The sequence below is a fragment of the Geobacter anodireducens genome, assembly GCA_001628815.1.
Classification (GTDB): Bacteria; Desulfobacterota; Desulfuromonadia; order Geobacterales; family Geobacteraceae; genus Geobacter; species Geobacter anodireducens.
Window position 1 is genome coordinate 77,838 of record CP014964.1, and the last position, 22,170, is coordinate 100,007.

At 54.2% G+C, this 22,170-nt stretch carries 29 protein-coding genes; 13 read left to right on the forward strand and 16 right to left on the reverse strand.

The features are described from left to right. Positions 1 to 3: 3 nt before the first annotated feature. The 13 genes from A2G06_16840 to A2G06_16900 all read left to right on the forward strand — a co-directional run bounded on the left by A2G06_16840 (position 4) and on the right by A2G06_16900 (position 9,788). On the forward strand, positions 4 to 321 hold the full coding sequence (locus tag A2G06_16840) for a hypothetical protein (GenBank protein ID ANA41803.1): 318 nt from the start codon (positions 4 to 6) through the stop codon (positions 319 to 321). Positions 322 to 325: 4 nt separating this feature from the next. Next, positions 326 to 1,039: a hypothetical protein gene (locus A2G06_16845; GenBank protein ID ANA41804.1), complete on the forward strand. Its 714-nt coding sequence runs from the start codon at positions 326 to 328 to the stop codon at positions 1,037 to 1,039. 113 nt (positions 1,040 to 1,152) lie between these two features. Further along, on the forward strand, positions 1,153 to 1,431 hold the full coding sequence (locus tag A2G06_16850; protein ID ANA41805.1) for a hypothetical protein: 279 nt from the start codon (positions 1,153 to 1,155) through the stop codon (positions 1,429 to 1,431). Positions 1,432 to 1,452: 21 nt separating this feature from the next. After that, positions 1,453 to 1,782: a hypothetical protein gene (locus A2G06_16855; GenBank protein ANA41806.1), complete on the forward strand. Its 330-nt coding sequence runs from the start codon at positions 1,453 to 1,455 to the stop codon at positions 1,780 to 1,782. 15 nt (positions 1,783 to 1,797) lie between these two features. Then, a complete protein-coding gene (locus A2G06_16860; GenBank protein ANA41807.1) occupies positions 1,798 to 2,376 on the forward strand; it encodes a hypothetical protein in 579 nt (192 codons plus the stop codon). 103 nt (positions 2,377 to 2,479) lie between these two features. Continuing rightward, positions 2,480 to 2,773: a hypothetical protein gene (locus A2G06_16865; protein ID ANA41808.1), complete on the forward strand. Its 294-nt coding sequence runs from the start codon at positions 2,480 to 2,482 to the stop codon at positions 2,771 to 2,773. A gap of 20 nt (positions 2,774 to 2,793) precedes the next feature. Next, complete coding sequence (locus A2G06_16870; GenBank protein ID ANA41809.1) at positions 2,794 to 3,042, forward strand: hypothetical protein; 249 nt, start codon at positions 2,794 to 2,796, stop codon at positions 3,040 to 3,042. Then, positions 3,042 to 3,602: a hypothetical protein gene (locus A2G06_16875; protein ANA41810.1), complete on the forward strand. Its 561-nt coding sequence runs from the start codon at positions 3,042 to 3,044 to the stop codon at positions 3,600 to 3,602. Before A2G06_16870 ends, A2G06_16875 begins: the two co-directional genes overlap by 1 nt. A 191-nt stretch (positions 3,603 to 3,793) precedes the next feature. Next, positions 3,794 to 4,126: a hypothetical protein gene (locus A2G06_16880; protein ANA41811.1), complete on the forward strand. Its 333-nt coding sequence runs from the start codon at positions 3,794 to 3,796 to the stop codon at positions 4,124 to 4,126. Positions 4,127 to 4,251: 125 nt separating this feature from the next. Next, positions 4,252 to 4,686, forward strand: a complete 435-nt coding sequence (locus tag A2G06_16885; GenBank protein ANA41812.1) for a hypothetical protein — start codon at positions 4,252 to 4,254, stop codon at positions 4,684 to 4,686. After that, positions 4,683 to 6,242 carry a hypothetical protein gene (locus tag A2G06_16890; protein ID ANA41813.1) on the forward strand — a complete coding sequence of 520 codons (1,560 nt, stop codon included), beginning with the start codon at positions 4,683 to 4,685 and terminating at the stop codon, positions 6,240 to 6,242. Before A2G06_16885 ends, A2G06_16890 begins: the two co-directional genes overlap by 4 nt. Positions 6,243 to 6,332: 90 nt before the next feature. After that, positions 6,333 to 6,593 (forward strand): hypothetical protein, encoded by a 261-nt coding sequence (locus A2G06_16895; protein ID ANA41814.1) that lies wholly within the window; start codon positions 6,333 to 6,335, stop codon positions 6,591 to 6,593. 510 nt (positions 6,594 to 7,103) lie between these two features. Then, positions 7,104 to 9,788, forward strand: coding sequence for a hypothetical protein (locus A2G06_16900; protein ID ANA41815.1), 2,685 nt, complete (start codon positions 7,104 to 7,106; stop codon positions 9,786 to 9,788). 576 nt (positions 9,789 to 10,364) lie between these two features. Here A2G06_16900 and A2G06_16905 read toward each other — a convergent pair. From A2G06_16905 to A2G06_16980, 16 genes are all read right to left on the reverse strand, one after another. Beyond that, on the reverse strand, positions 10,365 to 11,300 hold the full coding sequence (locus A2G06_16905; protein ID ANA41816.1) for a hypothetical protein: 936 nt from the start codon (positions 11,298 to 11,300) through the stop codon (positions 10,365 to 10,367). A 486-nt stretch (positions 11,301 to 11,786) separates the two neighbouring features. Continuing rightward, complete coding sequence (locus tag A2G06_16910) at positions 11,787 to 12,029, reverse strand: hypothetical protein (protein ANA41817.1); 243 nt, start codon at positions 12,027 to 12,029, stop codon at positions 11,787 to 11,789. Then, positions 12,026 to 12,349, reverse strand: a complete 324-nt coding sequence (locus tag A2G06_16915; protein ID ANA41818.1) for a hypothetical protein — start codon at positions 12,347 to 12,349, stop codon at positions 12,026 to 12,028. Before A2G06_16915 ends, A2G06_16910 begins: the two co-directional genes overlap by 4 nt. 79 nt (positions 12,350 to 12,428) lie before the next feature. Beyond that, entirely contained in the window at positions 12,429 to 12,644 is a 216-nt protein-coding gene (locus A2G06_16920) for a hypothetical protein (protein ANA41819.1), read from the reverse strand. Positions 12,645 to 12,738: 94 nt separating this feature from the next. Then, a complete protein-coding gene (locus A2G06_16925) occupies positions 12,739 to 13,230 on the reverse strand; it encodes a DNA repair protein RadC (protein ANA41820.1) in 492 nt (163 codons plus the stop codon). A 64-nt stretch (positions 13,231 to 13,294) separates the two neighbouring features. Next, positions 13,295 to 14,107 (reverse strand): hypothetical protein, encoded by an 813-nt coding sequence (locus tag A2G06_16930; protein ID ANA41821.1) that lies wholly within the window; start codon positions 14,105 to 14,107, stop codon positions 13,295 to 13,297. Then, positions 14,104 to 14,964 carry a hypothetical protein gene (locus A2G06_16935; GenBank protein ANA41822.1) on the reverse strand — a complete coding sequence of 287 codons (861 nt, stop codon included), beginning with the start codon at positions 14,962 to 14,964 and terminating at the stop codon, positions 14,104 to 14,106. Before A2G06_16935 ends, A2G06_16930 begins: the two co-directional genes overlap by 4 nt. An 85-nt stretch (positions 14,965 to 15,049) precedes the next feature. Further along, entirely contained in the window at positions 15,050 to 15,310 is a 261-nt protein-coding gene (locus A2G06_16940) for a hypothetical protein (protein ID ANA41823.1), read from the reverse strand. Then, entirely contained in the window at positions 15,292 to 15,855 is a 564-nt protein-coding gene (locus A2G06_16945) for a hypothetical protein (GenBank protein ID ANA41824.1), read from the reverse strand. The genes A2G06_16940 and A2G06_16945 overlap by 19 nt, the downstream gene beginning before the upstream one ends. A 61-nt stretch (positions 15,856 to 15,916) precedes the next feature. Continuing rightward, positions 15,917 to 16,786 carry a hypothetical protein gene (locus A2G06_16950; protein ANA41825.1) on the reverse strand — a complete coding sequence of 290 codons (870 nt, stop codon included), beginning with the start codon at positions 16,784 to 16,786 and terminating at the stop codon, positions 15,917 to 15,919. An 11-nt stretch (positions 16,787 to 16,797) separates the two neighbouring features. Next, a complete protein-coding gene (locus A2G06_16955) occupies positions 16,798 to 17,847 on the reverse strand; it encodes a hypothetical protein (GenBank protein ANA41826.1) in 1,050 nt (349 codons plus the stop codon). A 13-nt stretch (positions 17,848 to 17,860) separates the two neighbouring features. Next, on the reverse strand, positions 17,861 to 18,820 hold the full coding sequence (locus A2G06_16960) for a hypothetical protein (GenBank protein ANA41827.1): 960 nt from the start codon (positions 18,818 to 18,820) through the stop codon (positions 17,861 to 17,863). A gap of 92 nt (positions 18,821 to 18,912) precedes the next feature. Beyond that, a complete protein-coding gene (locus A2G06_16965; protein ANA41828.1) occupies positions 18,913 to 19,278 on the reverse strand; it encodes a hypothetical protein in 366 nt (121 codons plus the stop codon). A gap of 10 nt (positions 19,279 to 19,288) precedes the next feature. Beyond that, complete coding sequence (locus tag A2G06_16970; protein ID ANA41829.1) at positions 19,289 to 20,248, reverse strand: hypothetical protein; 960 nt, start codon at positions 20,246 to 20,248, stop codon at positions 19,289 to 19,291. 87 nt (positions 20,249 to 20,335) lie between these two features. Further along, a complete protein-coding gene (locus tag A2G06_16975) occupies positions 20,336 to 21,784 on the reverse strand; it encodes a hypothetical protein (protein ANA41830.1) in 1,449 nt (482 codons plus the stop codon). Further along, the gene (locus A2G06_16980) at positions 21,781 to 22,131 is read right to left on the reverse strand and encodes a TSCPD domain-containing protein (GenBank protein ID ANA41831.1); all 351 of its coding nucleotides are present in this window, start codon (positions 22,129 to 22,131) and stop codon (positions 21,781 to 21,783) included. Before A2G06_16980 ends, A2G06_16975 begins: the two co-directional genes overlap by 4 nt. Between the last annotated feature and the right edge of the window lie 39 nt (positions 22,132 to 22,170).

Below are 22,170 nucleotides of genomic sequence, written 5' to 3' on the forward strand. Positions count from 1 at the left end.
GCAATGTCAAAGAAAAGAATAGTTGAGTGGGCCGAGCAGGACGCCAAAGAATTTGAACGACTCAGGTTAAAGCACAAGAATGGTGGATCATTCTCTGAAGATGAGCTCCGGATTTTTAATGGTCTATGGCAGCGTTATGGTGAGTATCTCTATGAAGCGGATGCTCCCTTCAAAGAGGCAGTCGACATAACCTCAGACGGGCTCACTGCTGTCAGGCAGCTCGAGAGTGATGGGATCCAAATCACGAAAGACCAACGATCTGCAATGATACGGCCTTTCTTCCAAGAGGCTGTGGAGAGGCTCCTGAAAAAGGGCAAGTAATGCCATGAATAGAAAACAGGCAATCGGCTACATAAGGGTCTCAACAGAGAAGCAGGCCGAGGAAGGTGTTTCCCTTGAGGCCCAGAAGGAGAAGATCAGGGCTTGGTGCGAAATGCACGAGTACGAGCTCCTTTGCATCGAAGAAGATGCCGGCGTTTCTGGTAAATCCATGAAGAAGCGCGAAGGCCTCCGGCGTGCCCTGGACAAAATAGGGAAAGGCACAGTCCTGGTCGCATACTCCTTTAGCCGACTTGCTCGTTCCACCCGGGATCTCCTGGACATTGCCGAATATCTGCAGAAGAAGGATGCGGATCTGGCCAGCATCTCCGAGCGCATTGATACTTCCGGGGCCACCGGCCGTCTTGTATTCACCATCCTGGCTGCACTAGCACAGTTTGAGCGGGAGCTCACCGGCGAGCGTACTAAGTCCTCTTTGGCCCATAAAAAGCGGGTAGGGGAGGCGTATTCGCCAACGCCGTTCGGGTACGACCGGGTTGAGGACGGGACCGATGCCGAAAATAAACGCCTTGTGGCCAATGCCGATGAGTTGTCTGTTCTTGAGTCGATGCGGCAAATGAGATCCCAGGGGGTTTCGCTCCGAGGGATTGCGGCTGAACTCAATAAGCAGAGTGTCAAACCGAAACGGGGCCAAAGGTGGTATGCCTCATCAGTGAAAAGCGTCCTGGAGACGGATCGGGGAATGGTTAAGGCCGATTGAGAGAGACTGCTAAAAAATAGGCTGCGAAATTTGGCCTGTAATCGGTTTTCTCTGATGGGTGAAGGGGTAGGGCAGGGTTGATTTAGAGAGGATTCAATTCAGAAGGAGACCTGATGGCTATTTTCAACCGAAAAGGTTTTTTTCACATGCACACTGGGGCGATCATGTTTGTTTTCGCTCTTATTGGTTGCTGGTACATGTATCGGAGTTTTCAGGCAGGAAATCTGAAAAAAGATTTCGGCTCAATGGTGGCAGATTGCGAGAAGATGAGCGACGGACTGAGCCTCCCGATCCCGGAAGACCGGCGAAAGATGGAGCAGGCCTTCGCTACCATTCGCGAAATTGCTGCGAGGAACAACATCAAGGTCAATTTGCCTGGCCCTGCAAGATAAGACCATCGAGGATTGCCCCAGATGATATTCATCGTTACTCCACTTAGAGACAGAGGCGTAAAGATCCCGAATGACAAGAAGTTGAGGAGTTACACCGGCGATCTGACGATGATAACGACCCTCAATCCGATCCTGCGGCGAAACGTCTGTGAGGCGATGCTGCATGCTGCTGACGGCAGCGTTCCTCTGGATTCCATAATCGATGCCCAAATTACCAGCATGGGTTCAGACGTAATGATTCTCCGCGGTACGGAATACCATCAGACACGACGCGGAATGGTCGAATACATCCAGGAATGGGCGGTGAGAGCCGCCGAGGGAAAACAAATGCCAGTTCCAGAGGGGCAATAGAAGGAGGGAGGGGTTATGCAGGTCCGGTTCAGTGATCCATTGCTGCGTTACAGCAAACGTGTGGTGCGTCGGGAGAAATTCCTTCTTCTCAATGCTCCGGCAGAGGTCATCGCGAAGGAAGAGGCGCTGATTGAAGAGGCTCGAAAAGAATTGAATGCGGTTGATCTTGCCCAGTGCAAGTTGGCCATCGAGGAAGAGGTCATATCGTCGATAGCGATCGACATAGATAGCCCAAGTTGCGGGAATTGCCTCGGTGGCCATGGTCTGGGCGAATGCGTAATTGCGAAGGAGTTGAAAGCCTTCGGGCGTGCACTCGAGGCGCAATCTGACGGAATCCAGAAAGACAAGGCTTCGGAAAGGTTGATAGACATCCTCGACTCCAGTCAGATTTTGGAGGATGCCCATCTGAAGTGCAAAGACTATCAGGTAAACGATGAACTCTTCAACGCCGTCATGGAATCATCAAAACCGTTGATCTCCAGAATAGTCGAGAAGTTTGGGGTCAGCCGAGAGCAGATTGAGTTGAAACTCCGGGATAAAATGAACAAATTTGCTCAAAATGCTCTCCCTACGCCCCCGGGAAGAACCCATTGATGCGCGGGATGCTGGAAGGAGGAGTGATGAAGTTCGCCCCAGGGATGAACACAAAAGTTAAACCAAAATTTCTGACAGGCGAGATAACCGACAGGAGGTTACCATGAAGGTCATTATTGCAGTGGTGGTTATAATTTGTGCGGCGTCCAGTGTGTACGCAGATGAAGGGGCAAATGCCTTTCTGCAGGCGTACTCATCAATGGATAAGACGGGGGCGCAAGTATTATCTGATTATAAACGGCACGTCGAAGCTAACTGCCAAAGGGATGTGTCGATGGATGAGCTGCAGACGTTTCAAGGGGAGAAAGAGTTTGTCTATTTGACAGGCTTGCTGACACTTTCCGATACATCAAATCCTGACTACCAAAAAGTAATTTCATCTATTCCCTGTGAATAACGATCTTGGAGTGAAATGAAATGGAGTTGCTCGAGAAACCGGATCCTATTATAGAGCCAAACTGGGTGCCCCTGGAAGAAATGATCGGGGCCAGGTGCGCTGAGTATATGTACATTGCTGGGTATCAGTTGGAGGATGGCACTGTGGTCCATGCTTACAAGCAAATCGATACCCGGAAGTACGTGAATCTGAGCGATGACGGGAGATCATGGCAATTTACCGGTGACGGGTATCAAGAGGTCAGAGAGATCCCGGTCGAAAGAGCATGATGGTAAAATCCAACGTCATTCCCTTTGAAAGACGAAGAACGGAGCATCTGCGGCCTCTCGGCATCCCGGTACCGCCGACCTTGGAAGAAGCCATCTGCTACCCGGGCAATGAGCGATACGTTGCCCTGTGGTGGAGCCGCAGTGGAGAGGATATCGCCTTCGACGACGGCTATCGCTCCGGAACCGGCTACTCATACGGATGGCTTGCCTTCGCTCGACATGAGGCGATTGCCCCTATTTTGTCCAGGTTGGACTACGTGGATTACGACGATGATGACCGTACTGCTAGGGAAAGGCTCTTGCTCGACCGCTATCAGCGACGGTTCTTCTGTGGCCGCGCAGAATTTGTCATGGCCTTCGTGAGGGAAGAGAACATGGTGGTCGAACATGATGGCCCGCCGATCGTGTTGACACAAGGGCAATTGGATGAAATTGCCGCAACCATGAGGGAACATCTTGCTGTCCCGCGCGAAGAGCTTGAAAGGAGGATGGAAGAGCATCGCCGCCAGCTCAAGCAGATGCTAGACTGGCTGGATTTGCAGGCGTCACGTTCAAGGTAAACCTCCATGGCGCCTTTGTTATGGGGAGGGGAAAATTATTCCCCTTAGGAGGGAAAACTGTGAAATGGCATGTGAAGAATGCTTTGGTTGTGGCAGCTCTCCTTGCACCGCTGCCGGCGATGGCAGCGGAAAACACCCTTAAAAAAGCGCTTTGGGTTGAGGGAGGGTCAACGACGAAAGGAAGTTATTCGGTGGCAGTCGGAACACGACTGGGTCCGGTAGGCATGAAATTCGGGTACGGTGGGGATTCTGACTTCGAGAGCAAGGAAGTATTCGACGCCCATCCCTTTTCGCCGGCTGAACTTGGTGTGACGGCCAGTCCCATAGGACGGAAGAGAATCGACCCCGCCTTCGGCTTCGACGTGGTTGGATTCTATGACCTGACGCAGAATCTGAGCGGGTACGCTGAACTCGGGCCGTACTTCCAGGAGGTCCGGAACGTAATGGTGGTGACCGGGACACAGCGGTCGGTGCTTGGCCGGAAGGGACTCTCTTCAACAGCGAGAAGAAGCGATACTCCCTGACCCTCGAAGGTGGCGGCGGTATCCAGTACAGAATCCCCTATGACAACTGGCATGCGGTCCTCGTAACCGCGGGTTATCACACCATGCGCGGGATAAGCGCCGGGATCGGGTTGGCTTTCTGACCAATGGGTGAGGCAATGAATGCAATAGAGATAGAACTCGTCTTGTCTTTCCTTGAAGAATGCCGGGACCATGGGGCGTCCTACGCTGAGGAGCGTCTATGGCAACGATGGAAATTCTATCGATACCGGGTAAAGGATGTAAGTAGGGCGGCCGAGGAGGTCGGCCAGCAAATAGAGCGCAAGTACAGGTCAGAGCGACGTTGGTATCTGATCGTGATCAGTCTTGGTATCGTTGCCGCCTTGGTGAACCTGGGGGTTGTCCTGAATGTGCGGCTCCCTGATGCCGTTCGTCTTGCCTTCTGCTTCATAATGCCGGCGGCCATTGTTCTGGTCATTGCATACTGGCGGTATTTCCGAGATGCCGGTAAGCGTCGAACTCTGACGAGGAAGGATCTGGACGCGCTATATTCGGCTTTCGGAGGGTTACTGGAGGCATGAAGCTGACCGATGAACAAAGGGCCATTGTTGACCACCAGGGTAACGCCCGGGTCAATGCCTGCGCCGGCAGCGGGAAGACCTCGACATGTCTCGAGTACATCAAGGCACGGCCGCGGGCGAATTGCCTCTACCTGGCGTTCAATTCCACCGTCAAGACGGAGGCGATCAAGAAGTTCAAGAGGGCCGGACTGGGGAATGTGACGGTACATACGGCGCATTCCCTGGCCTACCAGTCGGTAGTATCGGGCCGGGATTACGAGCTGCACAAAAGCGGGAACCTTCGTCCCTATGATGTCACTGCTTGGTACAAGCCGTCCGTGAAATTCAAGGATGAGCTCGAACCGTTGGTCTTCGCCAAGCACGTTTGCGACCTCACGAAGGCTTACTGCAATTCCGACAAAGAGAAGATCCATCACCTCGATTATTATGGAATGGTGAAGGATTGCCCCCAGGCCCGGGAATTCGTCGGGCGCTATCTCGATGAGATCGAGGATGCGGCCGAGGATATTCTCAGGAGAATGTGGGCCGGCCAGCTACCGATCACCCACGACTCTTACATAAAGAAGTACCACCTCACCTCCCCTGACCTCTCCTGCTACACCCACATCCTTTTCGACGAAGGGCAGGACTCCAACCCGTGCCAGTTGGCTATTTTCCTGAACCAGCACCGGTCGACGAAAGTCATCGTCGGCGACACTCATCAGTCGATTTACGGATTCAACGGTGCGATTGACAGCCTTGCCAAGGTCAACTTTCCCCTATTTCGCCTATCGGCCAGTTTCAGGTTCGGAGAGCGCATCGCCGAGACGGCAATGGAAGCCCTCTCCCTCAAAAAGCTCCTGGGAGTCTCCCTCGATGGGTTCACCGTGCGGGGGCTTGGCAGGAAAGAAGACCATGGCCTGCCCGTTCAAGCCTTTATCGCCCGTAGCAACCTGGGGCTTTTGACTGAAGCGATTGAAATCGTCGTTGAAAGGAACCAGAAGGCAGCTTTCGAGGGAGACTTGAGCTCCTACACATTCCTTGCCGGCGGAGCCTCGATCTTCGATGTGCTGAATCTCTATCTGGGCCGGAACGAGAAGATCCGCGACAGTTTTCTGCGAAAGTTTGAGAGCTACGACGAGTTGAAAGAATATCAGGCCGGGACCAAGGACCAGGACCTGGGGTTGGTCATGAACCTTGTGGAACGTTACAGGGGTAGCCTTTTCCCGCTCATCAAGGAGCTCAAGGAGCGAGCTGTCCGAAAGGAAGAGGCAGAGTATCTCTTCAGTACCGTCCACCGGGCCAAGGGGCTCGAGTATTCGACCGTGCGCCTGTGCAAGGATCTGATCACGGGAGAGAAGATCATGCAGAAGCTTGCCACGGCCAAGAACGACCCGAGCAAGCCGGTTGATAGGGCGGCGTTGGTAGAAGACATCAACGCTCTGTATGTTGCGGTGACACGGGCCACGCGGTTGCTGCTCTACGATTTCGCAATCGTGCATAACCCGGGAGGGTACAATCCTCCCAAGCCGCAGGGGAGATTTTTGCAGGCTTCTTTGGGATGGGGCCGGCGGTGATCTCTCTTGCTGTGACTACAGCGACATAGGGGGCTCTGGTGGCTTAGCGGCGGTGCCGCGATACCGCAAACACCAGAAAATACTCACAGGATGTTTCTCCTCTTTTACCTCGGAGAATTTGCCCTGGTGGAGGGAGTAGTCGCTGGTCTGTCAACTGTAAAGAGTCCGAATGAAATCCGCATCAATACGTCGGATGGACGGACCCCTTCATGTCTTCAAACGACCCAGTTCGAGGAGCTGCTGGCGACAGCTTACAGACTTGAGAAGACCCACACGAACTTGTGGGTGGCGGATTCTGATCACACCGACATCGCGCTTTTCGGGGAGTTGGCGAATTCAGCCTTCAAATGAAACTTTGCGGTCAGAAATTAATCTCCCAGTAGAGTAGCCGTTGTCTTCAGGATACTTCAAAATTACTCACGGCTGGCATGATGAGCACTGATGGTTATGTGAAAAGATTTCGCCAACCACTACCATCTGCTGTCATGCTGGAAATATTCTAATTTTTCTGCTATTATGCGCAACCATTTCTGCCGGACCCCACAGGAGACGCTATGGTTGTCTTTCCGATTACCGTTCCGCGTAGCACTTACCGTGGAAGCAACCCTGGCAAGCTAAAGAAAGCGGACGAATAGGACCGCACGGCCCAAAGGCTGGAGGAGTACGTAAACTGTCGCATAGAACTGCAGACGGAGGACATTCAGCGGTACACTTGCAGCAATATTTCATCCGAAACTGGCATCCCGGTGGATATAATCCGAAAAATCATGTTCGGTGTCGACTGCGGACATGGAGGTTTCACGCTGGCGAAGTCGGAAGAGGCGCTTGAAAGGTTATATAATCCAGAGACGCGAGGCAGTAATGAATGAGGAGCTGATACAGCGCGGGTACATCGTCAACGGCAAGCTGAAGGGAGAGACGTTCGGACGTTTTGAGAAATTCGAGCTTGGCGGAACATCAGCATCAGAACTGGTTAAGCAAGGTCTGATAAAGCCGCCTGCTGGCAATGGCGTGCCGTTCCCATTCGCATTCTATAAGCCGCCCAAAAGTTGGAAGAACGTAAGGCCGGATGGCCTGATTTGTTCACGTGAGTCCGGGGAACTTGTCGTAATAGCCAGCAAGGAGAACAAGAAGCCTTCAGAACTGGACACAAAGCAGAAGCTGTCTAGCGCCCTTGAACAGGGATTGTTTTCCGGGGCCATAATTGATGCCCGGATAGCGATTGTCACCGATGAGACCCGTTTCTTCTATATCGACATTAAAGCGTCCCTGGCTTCTGGAAACATCATCCTTCACCCGGACAAACTCACGCTTAATCCTGGTCTGCTGGAAGACATGCTGAGGGACAACCGGTCGGTTGCTGTTGACCCAAGCGAACTGGCCGAAAAGTGCTGGCAAGCGATATGGCACGCAACCAAGGAAGACCCTAAACCGTGCCTACTCACATTCGTTGAAATCTTCGTACTGAAGTTCCTTTCCGACAACCTTCCAAGCTCTGTGTTGCCTAAAATCTACACCTTCTACGAGCTGTCAGACAGCGACGAACAGCGATTCCGAGACAAGCACGGTAAGAGTCAAATCGAATATTACGTACAGAATATCCGGCCGGAAATCAAGCGCATTTTCCCGGACAAGACCCCGGTTGCAAACTCAGAGATTACCGGGCTCTTCGGCCTCGGAACAATCATATCTCCCACGTCCATTATCAACGGTTTTGCGTTTCTGCGTTCCGGAGCCACGAGTATTGAGACGTTCAATCGCACCTTTCTTGAGATTCTAGGCTACTTCAAGGATTTTGGAGCGTTGACCGCCATTGCCCCTGAATTCAAACTCCGTCTGTACGAAACGTTTCTCAAGAAGACAACGCGAAAGCAGCAGCTCGGTCAGTTCTTTACCCCGCGCAACGTTGTTAGAGCGATTGTCCGCATGGCCCAGCTTCACAAGCTCCATGATGGCGATTTGGTTCTGGACCCGGCTGCCGGCGTCGGCGGATTTATACTGGAGCCCATGATTGACGAACATGGCGTGCAGGGTAACGTCACATTTTCAGGTGGCTCTTCCAGCCAGAAGATACGCTTTCTCGGCCTTGACGTTGACATGGTTACTCATATCCTAGCTAAAGCCAACACGCTTCTTCACTTCGCGGAAGCCGTGCGAGACCCGGCAGTAACCACCACTGCGCTAAACAACCTCATGTCTGAATTGTTTGTTGTTCTCAATAGCAACGAGCACCTTGGGACGCTCGAATACCCCATCAGACAGCGGGCATCCGTCATCATGACGAATCCGCCTTACGTAACGAGGGGCTCACGGGTCTACAAAGAAGAAATCAGCCGCATCACTGGCGAGCGCAACGGCTTGGATATCCGCGACTACTACAACCGGTGTGGGCTTGGTCTTGAATCGCTCTTCCTGCGGTACATATCCGGCGCGTTGTTGCCGGGAGGCCGGGCGTTCGTGATAGTACCACAAGGCATGCTTACGCGAAGCGAAACCGCTTTGAAAGAGAAGGTCTTGCAGGAATGCAACCTGATCGCCGCTATCTCCTTACCACGCAACACGTTCTTTGGAACACAGCAGAAAACATACATTATAGGACTCGAACGGCGCTTTACAGAAGAAGACCCGAGACCGGAGGTTTTCTGCGCGATAGCGTCCAGCGTTGGTGAATCGTTAGACGCCAGAAGGGTTCCGCTACCCAATGAAAACACACTACAGGAAATCGCGGAGGCGTTCGTGTCGCGGAGCGAGGGCAAGGGGATACCGGAAGCAATCTCGCAACGTATCAAGCTCGTGGATCCGTCTGAATTCTCGGCGCAAGACCGGTGGGATGTGCTGCGGTTCTGGGACGAAACAGAACGAGTGGTCATCGAAGAGATAGAAGAGGCCGTGGAGGTTTCGGATTTCATCGACGAGATTTCATCAGAACTCGGCGGACTCCTGAAGGACTTGCACGAGGTACAAAAGGAAATCAACACGCTGTCGCTCGGCGCAAAGAAGATGGTTCCCTTGGAAGATGAGGCTATTTTCCGCATCAGGAGAGGTCAGCGCGTCACCCGAAAGAACTGCGACCAAAACCCCGGACCTATTCCGGTCTACAGTGGGTCGAAAATCAAAGATAGACCTCTTGGTAAAGTATCTGAGGCGTTTGCAAGAGTGAATGGAATACCGATAGAGAACGAGGAGGGAAAACGGCCCGTGGTGACTGTGAACGCCAACGGTGCCGTTGGAGAAGTCTTCGTCCGGCGTGACCGTTGCATCATTCATGACGACGTGATGGCGGTTGAAGTCCTGACAGATGATGTAAACCTTGACTATCTAGTGTTTGCCTTGAAAGAAGCCATTGCCAGCGGAGACTTCGAGTACGAGGCGAAGTTGTACGGAAGGCTGGCGAAACTCAGCGTTGAAATCCCGATTGACGATGCCGGGAACTTCGATATGAAGGCTCAGCTTGCTTACTCCAAGGCATACCAGCGGCTTGAAAAGGTTAGAGCGGGGATAGACCAAGCAGGGAGAAGGGCGGTATCGGTACGGCTCAAGAGCTAATCCAGTAGCCATTGTCTTGTCTCCTTGTCCAGTCCTTGGTTGCAGGCGAATATATCCTATGTCTGCTGCTGTACCCGCCTCGTGTCACGTGAACGTCTCCTGGCGCCTTTCCCGCCCAGATAAGCCCACTCTATGCTCCGACTTTTTCTTCAGTATATACGCGGCCGGTGCTTGAATGCAAATCTGCCGGGAAGTAATCGTTTCTGACAGGTTGATGGCCGGCTTTGCCACCCGTGCCACGCCGAGGGCGTGTGACTAGAGGAGGGAGCGGCCCAGTGGCCCGGTTGAAGGACGCCCCGGCCAAAAGCAGTGCCAGGACCGCCTGTTGGACCCGCCACAGATACCAGCGCCGAGGTGGGATCTCTTCTGCCAGGACCGAACAGGGATGTATAGAGAATTCGGAAAAAATCGTACGCTAGTGCGAAAAGTTTAGAAATACTAAACCTGTCACGGCCGAGCGGCAAAGGTCGAGATTTCGCGGAATTTCCTATAGTTATCCCTTACCGCGGTGAACCAGGTCGTCGGCGATCCTGCCGGCACCTGGCCGAGGCCTCAGCTCCATTCTGTTTAGTATTTCTAAACCATATAGAGCCCTTCAAGAATTGCCGTCCTGAGCTCCGCAACGATACCGTTCAATTCATCGAGGACCGGCCCCGGCTCACACGGGGCCGCTACCCTTTCCCGCAATACCTCCCACGCCTGATGAGCCTCCCACCCTTCCCGGATGTTTCCGCTATCGTCTTTTCCCTCATACCCGAGCTTGTGCCGGGTACAGAACCAGTCGGCAAGGCTCACCAGGGCGACGCCGGCGGCGTGCTCCGGAGGAGCCGTGTCGAGGTTGTGGTGATAGAGTATCGCGTCGGTGATGCTCTCGTGGAGATGCCACCGGCAGCCGAGGATATAGCCGATTTCGCAGTGTGAAGCGCCCAAAAGCCTTAGTTCCGACTCGTGGAGAGGTATGTTTTCTGTTTCCGCAAGGTAGATGGAGCTCAAGAAATCCTTTCCCCGGAAGAAGTTGAGAAAGACTGCACCCACGTCGTGCAGAAGGCCCGCGAGGTAGGCGTTGAAGGGGTCGGGATAGCCGAGCCTTTCGGCGATGATCTTTGCTACCCGGGCCACGCCGAGGGCGTGCGCCCAGATGACGGAGCGGCTGAAACCTTCCTTCCGGGTCTTGAAGAGATCGACGACGGCGCAGGTAAAGACCACCTCCTTGAGATGATCGAGACCGAGGTAGATGATTGCCTCCCGCAGTCCATCCAGGTGCTTCAAGGGGCAGTAGAATGACGAATTGACGAGGCGCAGCACCCGGGTTGTCAAAACCTGGTCCTGGAGAAGAAGATCGGAGATGTCGTCGATCGACACCTCCGGATCGTCAAGTCTGCCGGCGAGCCTCAGAACCACGGGGGGAACCGTCGGCAGCTCGTCAACCTCGGCCATGAGCGTGCGGGCGGCGTTGAGCCGGTCGAATATATTTTCTTTTGTGCCTTCCACGGCAGCCTCCAAGGTTTTCAATTATTTAAGCAAATGTAATGCCCAAAAGGCTCACCTTCTCCTTGCCCAAAAGGACAGGTAAAAGGAAATGGGTTGTAGAGACCCCCTACGCGGGTCTCGATAACCCCAGATCAGGACTTTTGCATCAAGGCTCACCCCAAATAAGAAAAAGGCGGCCACACGGGCCGCCCTATCCTGGCCGAGCGGGTCACTCAGCCAGAAGATCTCAGGAGTTCACAGCCTCTTTCTCGAAGATTTCCACAATTTCCACGCATGTTGTCGCCTTGTAGAAACTGCGTTCGAACTCTTCCCAGGTCAGGGTGAACTCCCTACTGTTGATCCTTACTTTGACGGCCATGAATCTCTCTCCTTCCTTTGTGGTGTAGGAAAACCCAAGAGGGCTCCCTGCAACCGCTGTCCGGAGGACAGCAGCTTCAGGGAACCCTCTTGGGGGAGAGTATGGCCGGGAGGGGGAAGACGTGCTTCGCCCCTCCCTATGTCAAATCGCTACCCTTCGAAGAGGGGCAGCGTTTCATCCGCAATCGCCACCGGGCGGTCAGCTTGAGCATGATGCAGCTTACTCAGCTGTGCATCCCGTGCGACGATGCCGGCGATCCTCTCTGCGGTCTCCTTCTCAGAGAAGGACAAGAGGTCTGATCCCCGGCCGACGGCACGAATCAGATCCTTGCGGAACCTGATCCTCCACCTGCCATCGTCGGATTGAAAAACGGTAAAGATGGGGGCGCTCATCTGTGCACCCCCTCGTAAAATCCTCCACTCCTCGCAATGGCGACAGGGGTGGCTTCCATGAAGTCAATTTCCCCGAAACGCCATCCAAGTCCCGCCTGATAAGCCTCGAAGGCAATGCACCCCTCACGAAAAGCACAGGGACCCTTCTTGCCACATGTCTTGCACGGATGCTTACCGCTGCCGGTCATGGCAACCCAGGCATTGGCCAGGGCGACAACCGGCAGGGCAAGGACCCGTTGCCAGTCAGTGAGAACTGGTTTCGAGACTTGAAGAGCAGGCTTGAGAGGAGGAGACGAAAAATCTAGCGAAAGCTGGACCATGGCTTCCTCCGCAGACACTCCCTCGCACGGGAGTGTCTGTCTTAATACTCCCGGTACGGCAGGGGCCCTCGGAGGGCGGTTATTGCTTTGTCTCTGCTTCTTTCGTTGTGGCGGTGTTTGAAGTCGGTCTCGTTGCCAACTCACCTACAGTGGCAACCATGTGGACAGCAAAGCCCACTGGATTCACCCACCCTGCGAGGTAGGTGCTATCCTTTACCGACGTCCACTGAGCGTGGCCGCAGCCAGTAAGTAAGAAACAGAAGATAGCGACGATGAAGAATGCGAGTTCTTTCATGACGGTTCTCCTGTCAGGGCGCACTCCTCCCCGTAGGGAGTGCGGTTCAGCCTTCCCCCTACGGTAGGGATTGCTCTCGTTGGAGCCGTATTGGTCATAAATTCCCGGTTTCGACGAAGCTCGTGTAGCATCCGTCTCCGATGACGATATGGTCCAGGATCCTGATGCCGAGGAGCTCGCCACCTTCCTTTAACCTCGTTGTGATGGCGTAGTCTTCGTTGCTCGGAGTTGGATCTCCGGACGGATGGTTATGCAGCAGGACGACCGCAGCCGCATTGGACAACAGTGCCGTCTTGAAAACCTCCCTTGGGTGAACGAGGCTCTGGTTCAAGGTGCCTATGCTTACCCTGTCGAGGCAGACAATCCGGTTTTTGCCGTCCATGTGCAGTGCGATGAAATGCTCCTTGGTCTCGTGCTTGAGAGAGAGGAACATCTCAAAGACCTGGCGAGGGTGCGTGTACCGTGTTGACACCCATGCGGGCGCATCTTCGCGGACAACCTCAGTGCGGTAGCGGGCTTCTATGGATCGAATGGATATCTTTTTCGTGGTCGGGGCGACCGGATCTCCGAAGAGGTTGAGATTCATGTCTGTCTCCTGTAAAGGGGGCAGACACCTCCCCCCGGGGGCTGGTGTTGCCCCCTTGGGGTTGTCAGTAGACCGGGTACCCGGTTTGCTTCTCGATGGTTCTGGCGTACTCGGTTGCTCCGCATTTGCACTGCCAGTCCGCAATGCACTCGACTCCGCCAGCGCGGAGGTGGAGGTACACAGACCAGGACGATGCCCTTTCGGGGTCATCCGTAATTTCACACGTGCCTGAACCAAGGTCATGCTCCACCGGATGGACCTCGATCGCGTCATACTTTGACAGGTCCAGTTTCGGTTTCACGAGCCATGTTCCTCGACGAGAACCTACGCCATTGATTTCGTAGAAAAGCTGATAGATCTGAGCCGTGGTGAGATTGGGGGTTTCAGGCGTAGCCCAGAACTCCTTTTCATTCCAAATGACGTGATCATACTCAGCCAGGTGTTCTTGTTCGTCTGCGAGATTGTTGCCTAACCCGATCCCCAAGTTTTCACCACGCTTCCTTCGGGTTTCTTCACTGGCTTCCACCCAGACAGATACGGCGCCGAGGGCTTTGGCCAATGACAGTTCGCGGGTGAACCTCATGTCATCGCAAATGACGACCCGCTTGCGGGCGATGGCGTCTTCCACTGCATCCTGAAATGCAGTTTCCAACACTTCCGCACCGAAACATGAGCGCACAAGGATATTGAGTCCATGAAGGAATTCCTTGCTATTCTTCTCGCTGAAGATCTCCTGAGCCTTGTAAAGTGGGTCGGAAAACCTCACCAGTTCCACTTTTGCTCTGGATGCCTGAAACAAACCCTTCAAGATAGTTGCAACAGTTGTTTTGCCGGCGCAATTGTTGCCGCCGATTACGATTATGGGCGATTTCATCATGCTGCCTCCTTTCTGACCGGAACCGCAACCTTGACCTTTTTCGGGACCATGACAGTTTCATCCATGGCTTCATTTTCAGCGCAGAAGCCGATGAAAGCTCGTATGGCCTCGTCAACGGTCTTGTCGAAATCCCACACGATATCCACCAGGGCCTTGAGTGAGTCGGTAGACCAATCTTCGTAATCTTCCAGACACGACTCGCCGACCATGGAGCCAGTGATGTAGGAGGCATAGACGGGATGGGTATAGTTGACTCGGGAGCTCCCGCAAACACCGCATTTGTCGCTCGCCGAACAGCCCGCCAGATCGATGATGAAACTCTTCACCAAGGAGAGCAGTTCATCATCAGAAAGGTGAGCAGTTGGCGCCTCCCCCTTCCCTTCCAGATAGCGGATCTCGCGCAAATACGAATGTGCGTTTGACCAGTTATGGGAGAGAACCTTTTTCGCCACAAATCCCTCGATCGTGTTCTGGTCGAGGGACGGAGGCACCTTCGTAAAGTTCCGTTGGCCGCAGGAGGGGCAGTACGACTTGTAGCCCGTGTCCTTCTTGCCTCCGGAGCACAGAACCAGGTAGCCTCCAGAACGTCCGTTCCTGGTGATCTGCCATGAATAGTCGTGGCGCCGGGCAAATTCGCCGATGATCTGGTCGAATTCGTCAAAGGCATCCGCGACGTCAAGCAGGTCGTAGGCCCGGGTACGTGTGGCGCAGTCAGGGAAGTTAATGCGGTGGATCTTGATGTTCCGGGCAAACGACGAGCTCCTATTCCACGAGTTCTTCGTGTCATAGCGGAAGTGGTTCCCCAGGAACGCGATCATCTCTTTGCGGGTGCGTGGTTTGCGTGATTTGGTGCTCATGTCTGTCTCCTTTGGTGCGAAAGGGGAGACAGACCCCTTTCGGGGAGTTCGTGTCTCCCCGCATGGGTGGATTTAATTTTTCTCGTTATGGCGTGAACTTCACATCTTCGCCGTTGGCGGCCCGCAGCAATTCGAGCGCTACGCGGCCGGTGATCCAGTTGAAGGTGCTAAGGCGAAACGTCTTTTTAACGAGATCTATGGCCTCTGGAATGTCCGGCTCGGGGTCGGAAGGCTTTGTGAGCACCCCGTATTTGATCCCTTTCGCCAGTTTCAGAGCATCAGCGAGGGTGTAATCATAGTATGGGTGTTTAATAGTTTTCATGATCTCTACCTCGCCATCCTGCAATCAAAATGTTCCCTGACCCGGGGAATGAACCCCGTGAGGAAGTTTACAGCCTCACAGCCGTTGATTCCCTCGTCGAAAATATCGCTCTCAGGGTCTGCTTGGGGAAAGGCTTCAATCAGCTCCTGTAGGAGCTCATATGAGCCCCTTCCCTTCCCTGCATCGATCTTGACGGTTTCAAGCGAGTCGTAGCCGTCCAGTTCGGACAGCGGGATACTGTCCGTCGTCCACCGGTAATCATTCCGATAAGACCCCTCCCAGTAGAAAACATGAGCCGTTACCACCAGCCTCATGTCGTTCATCTTCCCGGGATACGGTTTCAGCGGCTGAGAACCATCGAGATTCGGTTTGGCATCCCAGTTTTCAACCATGAACCGCGGGGTGTCATCGAGTTCGGCCGAATTGAAGATGCAGAGGGCCCGCACCATTCCCGCCATCTGCAATATTCTGAACCGCAGCTGGTCAAAGATGGTGACGATGGCCTTATCTGCTCCGGGAACCTGGCACTCGCTGTTGTCGTGGATGTTGAGGATGAATTCTTTTCGCATGACTGCCTCCTTGTTAGTTGAGGGGGCAGTCCCCCGAGGGGGTTATCTGCCCCCCTGAGGGTTAAGGTTTGCGTGTCAGCAGGTCGTTCATGACACCGAACATTGCCGGCGGCAATTCCTCTATGCTGTTCACGACCCTGTTGTTGGTCCAGTAGGTGGCCACATCCGGCAGTTCGATCCCAATGGCTGCGATCTCAATGCCGTCCTTTTCAAGGCGTCTCGTGGCTGCCTTGGTATCTGCCTCAATGCCATCCCAGCCGTAAGGCTCGCCATCGGTGACAAGAAGACAGATTTTGCGTTGTTCCGGACGCTGCAACAGCTGCGCTCGGGCGTACCATAATGCCCATGGTGTGGGAGTGTAGTCGCCGGGCCAGATACTGAAGTTCTCCGGTGCCGGTTTCTCACCCCAAGTACAAAGAAGCTGGATTGGCGGTGAATCGTGATCCATGTTCATGTCGAATGCTGCGGACAATGCAGACACTCCACCTATGCCCCTGAGGGTATGGTGAAGCGCAAAGGCCGCATCCCTCGCCACCACCATGCGATTGTTGGATGCCATCGAGCCTGAGGCGTCGAGCATTATCACAACCGCAGTGTTAATGGACACCGTTTCAACCCGTTTCTTGAAGATCCGGGGGTCACCGGTGGCCATGTTGACAAGTCGATTGACAGCCAGCTTGCGTCCGGTAGTGCCATAGCGCTCCGGTTGCCTCTTGACCGACTGCAGCATCCCCATGAGTTTTGCACGCATTCTTGAAGTTGCGGTAATTGCATCTGACTCATTGACCAGGCTTACGTCGCCATAGAACCTCTCCGACCGTGGAAGTTGCGGAATGCCGGCCCTAACTACATCGGGCACGTCCTTAGACATCCGATCGAGCTCTTTCAAGGCCATCTTCTTCATATCCCCAAAATCGCTCTCTTCCTGCAAAATCTCCCGAATTACGTCCGGAGAGAGTTTGGAAGAGGTTTGCCCCTCTTCCCGATCGGTTGCGGTATCATCGGCCTGACCGCCGGATGAAGCACCGGTCTGGTCAGCATCGCTGTCGGCGTCAGAGGGGCTAGAATTATTCCCACCGTTGCCGGGGGAATCATCCTCGCCATCTTTGCCTCCATCATCCTGGGATGGGGAGTCCTCATCCTGCTGGCCCCCTCCCCCATTCTGATCGTCTTCATCCGTGTCGGACTCAGACGGCGAATTGGAGTCGTCTTGGTCATCCTGGTCATCTTGGCTGTTTTGGTCATCATCTCGCCTTCGCTCGGTTCGGCCTTCTGCTCTTCTTCCTCCGAAGATTCCCCTTGAGAGGGTTGATCTTGGTGGTCATCCTGCTTTTGCTGCTGGCCCTGTTGTTTCTGCCCCTGCTCTTCCTGTTCCTTTTTCTTGGCCTCTTCTTCAAGGAGATTGCAAAGAGCCTTTGCCATCTCGATGGATTCAGCCGTACCTTCTTTGCCAAAGGACATTTTGGGGTACTTTTTCAGGATCATTTCAGCCAGCGAGAGAAAACCATCCCCCATTTCTGAGGAAATGATCTCCCTTGCCAAGGCAAGCTCAGGGACCAACGACGGGAATCCCAGGAGGTCGACATAGCCGACCCCAAGGGCAAGAGCACGAATTGCCGTGTTCAGGTCAGACGGGGTGTAACTCCCCGCTTCCTGGTACCAATTGACAGCTTTTTCAATGTCGTATGCAACGCCAGGGCGGTCCTTTATGAAGTCCCGTGTTTCCCTGACATCCTCGATGATGTTGGTGAGGTCGTGTTGCAGCCCATGTCCCCAATCGCTGGAAATGTCGGAATAGAGCTTGTGCCCCACTTCGTGGAACCCAAGCCCTACAGCTACAAGGCGACCTTCTGGTGTCATTGGCATGGCGGCGATATTCAGCCGGCAGCCATCGTCTGTGATGTAGGATTTCTTGCCCCCTACAGTGACCTCCATGCCGGAATCGCGGGCGATTACCTGGCAGAGGCCTACAAGTTCGTTGTCGCGAATCATGAAAAGCCTCCTTTTAGAAGTCGAATACCAATGGGGCACGTTTCTTTTGCTTGAGCAGCGCCGGTGGCGAATTGAAAACGATCCTTTCCTCGAGAATCTCAACCTCCTCTTCTGCAGGTGCTTCTTCCTCAACTGCTTCCGGTTCGGGTTCAGGCTCGGGCGGCAAAGGACGTCCAATATTCGCCAACCTGCGGCCGACAAGACCAGCAATCATATCCAGGTCCGTACCGATGATCGGGCCGGTTTTGGGAACCTTGTCGATCACCTGGTCGATTGCCTGGATTGCTTCCGCGATTTCCGGGTCAAGGAAAGACAGCCCCAAAAGCTTTTCTCTCATGGACAAAATAGGGCGGAGAGCCTTGCGGGTTATCTCCTTTCGTCCAACGAAGGAAGCTTCAAAGGCGGTTTTCGCCTGCATCCGGACTTCATGGTACAGCTGGCCCAGCAGACCATCGGTTTCTTCGTCCAAACCTTCATTCGTATCCTCCATCCCTTCCGGCGAACCTACAACCACGGGGGCGAAGTTGAAATGCATGGCCTGGTCGATGGTGCTGGCCGGCTCAATAGCGGCACGAATTACGGCAGCCCATTCGGGTGGGTTTTCCGCAATCCATTTGTCAATTTCCTTGTCGTAGTCAGACAGGAGGCTTTCTTTCGTCTCCTGGAAACGCTGCTTGATTTCCTTGAGTTCTTCAACCAGCTTGTCGACGTTCTCTTTCGGGATGGCAAAGCCGCCCAGAAAGCGAACCCCTTTGGCGAGGCAGATCCGCTCAGCTTCCTTTTTGAGGGCTGAGAACGGATTCAAGGCTTCGGGAGCAATGATGCGTTTCGTGCCGAGTGATGCCAGGGTGCCGGGGGGGAGTTTGTCCACCTCGATTCCGTTGGCCGCCAGGTCTTCAGGACGCAATTTCTTCCGTCCCGACCAAAGCGAGATATTCAGCATTATGACTACAATCTGATTGAGAATGTTCATGGGGTAAGTCTCCTTTTGTGTGGTTGCCCGCACGAAGGAGACTACCCCTGACGGGGAAAGAGTCTCCCCGTGAGGGTGGGTTGTAATGGTGGTTAGAAATCCCAGACCAATGAACGCCGTGTGATGACATTCACCGTTGGGTCAGGTGCCGGAGGTTTCGGTGGCGCCATCTTTGCCGCTGTATTGGCCGCGCTTTTCTGTGGGCGATTGCGGCCAACGACAAAATAGCCTTCGGACAGCTTTTCGTTCTCCCTGCCAGCGGCGTACTTCATAGCCGCTGCCGGGGTGCCGAACGTTTTTTCCCTGCTCTGCCCTTTGGTATTGATAGCTCCCCAATGAAGGATAACTTTCGGACCGTATGTTTCAACGATCCAGAACTTGCCTCCTTTGGGGCCAGTGGTCTTTTTCTCTAACTCGACGTAGTAATCTGGCCGTAAAATCGCGTTGGACACAGACATTCAGCACCTCCTAGATAGACGGTGCCGGCACGTTGAAATGCGTCTGCACGAACTTGTGCAGAGCCGCCCGGACGTGCCTGTTGACGCCGTTGCCGAAAGCCTTGTCAAAGGCATGGTAGATCGGCTTGACGTCGGTTCTGTGTCCGCAGATAGCCAGTTTTCTGCCCCACCTGATCAGATCCCTTACCGAGATCGGACCGGGACAATGCCCCTGGTCGTAAGCGGTGCGGATATCCGCGGCCACCTTGACCATTGCGGTAATTGCCCGTGCATCCAGGTCCTCCAGGTGGCTTTTGATAATCGACTCCTCCACATCAGCCGGAGGGTAGTTCATCTCCCACTTTTCGAACCTGTTCAGGGTGGCAAGGTTGAAGATATTGGTGGACGCATAGATGTCACCCCCTTCTCCATCGCCTCTCGTGTTTGCCGTAGCAATCATGAGAGTGCGTGGGTGGGGCTGCGCCACGTATCCGTCGTCAAGGGTGACGGGTTTCTTTTCGAGGAGCCGGTGCAGACAGACACCGACTTCAGGAGAAAAACCGTCGATTTCGTCATAGATGATCATCCAGCCCTTTTCATAAGCCTCGATGAGCAGTCCAGGCTTGAACACGGTCGAGCCGTTTTCGAGCCAGATCTTGCCGAGGACTTCCCCGGGTTCGGCATCCTTGCGCCCAGTGACTATGACAGTCGGAGCGTTGAGGCCTGCGCCGAGCTGGATAGCCATCTCGGTTTTGCCGCATCCGGTAGGGCCGGTGATCCAGAGTGGGTCAGGAGAATCTTCTTCCATCCACTCCAGGAGGTCCATGACGGTTTTCTTGTCCCACACGTATCCGATTTTCGCGGGTACTAGCGGGTGCCCCGGTGCAAAGCCGACAACCGGCATGTTTGAAGCGAGGCCGAAAACGTCCTTGACAGTAAGTTCAACAAGTTTAGCAGCTGCAGCAGCCGCTTTGATGGTGGTCTGTGCCATTTCTCTGTCTCCTTTGATGATTTGAGGGGTGACAGATCCCCCGTGGGGAGTTCGTGTCTCCCCTGAGGGTAAATGGTTGATGTTAAGTTAGTTGGGCTTCTTCCAACCCGCTTCCTCGAGCGCTTCCCTTACGTCTTTGAGCATGGCGTTCCTGATGTCAGGTTCCGCCGCGCTGCCGATCACAAGGGAGGCCTCAATGCGGGCCAAAGTTTCCATCATTCTTTGTGCCACAGGCGTATGCCTGGGCGTTGCCGAGTTGTAGATGACTTCCTGAATGGCTGGTAGCAACTCAGGACTGAACAGTTCTTCAAGATTCCCCCTCTTGGCAAGCATTTTACGAACATCCGGTATCTGCTCTGCCATGTAAAAGAGGCCCCGCTCCAACCGTTCGAGACGGTGAAGCTTCTGGTGAGTGAGAGACATCTCCATTCCTGATTCCTTCATGGCTTTACTCAGGTAATCAAGGCCAGTCATCGACTTGATTCCATTGAAGGTGCCTCCGGTCCTGAAATAACTGTCCGGATCCTGGTCATCAGGGAGCAGACAGGCCGTAACGGCAAGCTCCTCCTTGAGCGCCAGCAATATTGCCTTCTGAAGAGCTTTTCTGCCGGCGGCGTCTCCATCGAAGATGAAGTTGAGCCGCTTGCAGTAACGCTTCAATAAGGCTGCGTGGTCCTTGGTGAACGCCGTGCCACAAGTGGCCACGGTATTCAGGATCCCCGCCGATTGCATGGCGATTGCATCCAGATACCCCTCGACGATGTAGGCCTCTCCGGTTTCCCGTACGGCCTCCATCGCCTTGTCAATTCCGAAAAGTGTGGCCGTCTTCTTATAAAGAGGCGTCTCGGGGGAATTGATGTACTTCAGGGTGGTTTTTTTGGGGTCGGTTATCCGGCCGGCGAAGGCGACTACCCTTCCCCGTTCGTCGCGGATCGGGAACATCACGCGACCCCAGAAGTAATCCTTGTAGGGTTCGTTTTCTTCCCTCCGGATCAGTCCGGCCTTTTCGGCAGCCCACAGAGGCACACCTTCCTTGTCGAGGTATTCGACCAGGGCCCTGCCACTTTTCGGTGCATAGCCGATCCCGTACTTCTCCACCTCTGAGGGGGTGAGCCGGGAATCGATGTATGCCCGGGCGCCGTTACGGTTTTCGTGGAGATTGTTCTGGAAAAAGGTCTGTGCTTTGGCCAGTGCCTGAAGCATGGCCTTGCGTTCCTTTTTCTCCTTGGTTTCTCCGTTTGGGATGACAACCCCTACCCGGCCGGCCAGGAACTCAAGGGCCTCGGGAAACTTGATCCCCTTCTGCCTCATGAAGAACTTGGCAACATTACCCCCCTCACTGCACTGACCGAAACAGCGCCAGGTACCGCGAGCTGGGTTCACCGAGAAAGACGGCGTCTTCTCGGTATGGAAGGGGCAGCAGGCCTTGTATGTGGAGCCCGCTTTCGTCAGACTGACGCTCTCCCCGATGAGTTGCACGATGTTCTGTCCGGCTTTCTCGAGGATTTCGTCTCTGAGTTGGTCAGGTATTCTCACGGGCACACCTCCATCATCTCTTCCGGTATCCCTTGCAACACGAGTTTGAAGGCCTTGGCAACCGCTTCCATGCAGGAATTGGAACCTGCGTGGCAACCAATGCCGTCAAGCCCCTTGATAACCCGCTCAGGGTCCATCCCGCTCCTCAAACCGTAGGAAATCATTCGGCTCATGCCGTCCATGACGGCTGAACCACATCCCCCGGCCTTCCCGAAACGGACAAAGACCTCGGCGGGTTGCCCGTTGGTCGGGTCCCGGTTGATGGTGATGAAGAGTTTACCGCAGTTCGACATTTCGATTATGGTGTGGCCTGCCATGACGACAGACCGCGGCAATGTTGGGCTCATGATATCCTCCATGTTGTAATGTGTTTCACGCCGCAGGCG

Coding starts and splice junctions, on each gene's coding strand:
- A2G06_16935 (ANA41822.1), bottom strand. CDS start 14,964: ATGAGCACCAAATCACGCAAACCACGCACCCGCAAAGAGATGATCGCG.
- A2G06_16925 (ANA41820.1), bottom strand. CDS start 13,230: ATGAATCTCAACCTCTTCGGAGATCCGGTCGCCCCGACCACGAAAAAG.
- A2G06_16870 (ANA41809.1), top strand. CDS start 2,794: ATGGAGTTGCTCGAGAAACCGGATCCTATTATAGAGCCAAACTGGGTG.
- A2G06_16850 (ANA41805.1), top strand. CDS start 1,153: ATGGCTATTTTCAACCGAAAAGGTTTTTTTCACATGCACACTGGGGCG.
- A2G06_16860 (ANA41807.1), top strand. CDS start 1,798: ATGCAGGTCCGGTTCAGTGATCCATTGCTGCGTTACAGCAAACGTGTG.
- A2G06_16865 (ANA41808.1), top strand. CDS start 2,480: ATGAAGGTCATTATTGCAGTGGTGGTTATAATTTGTGCGGCGTCCAGT.
- A2G06_16930 (ANA41821.1), bottom strand. CDS start 14,107: ATGATGAAATCGCCCATAATCGTAATCGGCGGCAACAATTGCGCCGGC.
- A2G06_16845 (ANA41804.1), top strand. CDS start 326: ATGAATAGAAAACAGGCAATCGGCTACATAAGGGTCTCAACAGAGAAG.
- A2G06_16885 (ANA41812.1), top strand. CDS start 4,252: ATGGGTGAGGCAATGAATGCAATAGAGATAGAACTCGTCTTGTCTTTC.
- A2G06_16920 (ANA41819.1), bottom strand. CDS start 12,644: ATGAAAGAACTCGCATTCTTCATCGTCGCTATCTTCTGTTTCTTACTT.
- A2G06_16900 (ANA41815.1), top strand. CDS start 7,104: ATGAATGAGGAGCTGATACAGCGCGGGTACATCGTCAACGGCAAGCTG.
- A2G06_16945 (ANA41824.1), bottom strand. CDS start 15,855: ATGCGAAAAGAATTCATCCTCAACATCCACGACAACAGCGAGTGCCAG.
- A2G06_16970 (ANA41829.1), bottom strand. CDS start 20,248: ATGGCACAGACCACCATCAAAGCGGCTGCTGCAGCTGCTAAACTTGTT.
- A2G06_16855 (ANA41806.1), top strand. CDS start 1,453: ATGATATTCATCGTTACTCCACTTAGAGACAGAGGCGTAAAGATCCCG.
- A2G06_16895 (ANA41814.1), top strand. CDS start 6,333: ATGTTTCTCCTCTTTTACCTCGGAGAATTTGCCCTGGTGGAGGGAGTA.
- A2G06_16890 (ANA41813.1), top strand. CDS start 4,683: ATGAAGCTGACCGATGAACAAAGGGCCATTGTTGACCACCAGGGTAAC.
- A2G06_16875 (ANA41810.1), top strand. CDS start 3,042: ATGGTAAAATCCAACGTCATTCCCTTTGAAAGACGAAGAACGGAGCAT.
- A2G06_16955 (ANA41826.1), bottom strand. CDS start 17,847: ATGATTCGCGACAACGAACTTGTAGGCCTCTGCCAGGTAATCGCCCGC.
- A2G06_16960 (ANA41827.1), bottom strand. CDS start 18,820: ATGAACATTCTCAATCAGATTGTAGTCATAATGCTGAATATCTCGCTT.
- A2G06_16980 (ANA41831.1), bottom strand. CDS start 22,131: ATGAGCCCAACATTGCCGCGGTCTGTCGTCATGGCAGGCCACACCATA.
- A2G06_16965 (ANA41828.1), bottom strand. CDS start 19,278: ATGTCTGTGTCCAACGCGATTTTACGGCCAGATTACTACGTCGAGTTA.
- A2G06_16915 (ANA41818.1), bottom strand. CDS start 12,349: ATGGTCCAGCTTTCGCTAGATTTTTCGTCTCCTCCTCTCAAGCCTGCT.
- A2G06_16840 (ANA41803.1), top strand. CDS start 4: ATGTCAAAGAAAAGAATAGTTGAGTGGGCCGAGCAGGACGCCAAAGAA.
- A2G06_16910 (ANA41817.1), bottom strand. CDS start 12,029: ATGAGCGCCCCCATCTTTACCGTTTTTCAATCCGACGATGGCAGGTGG.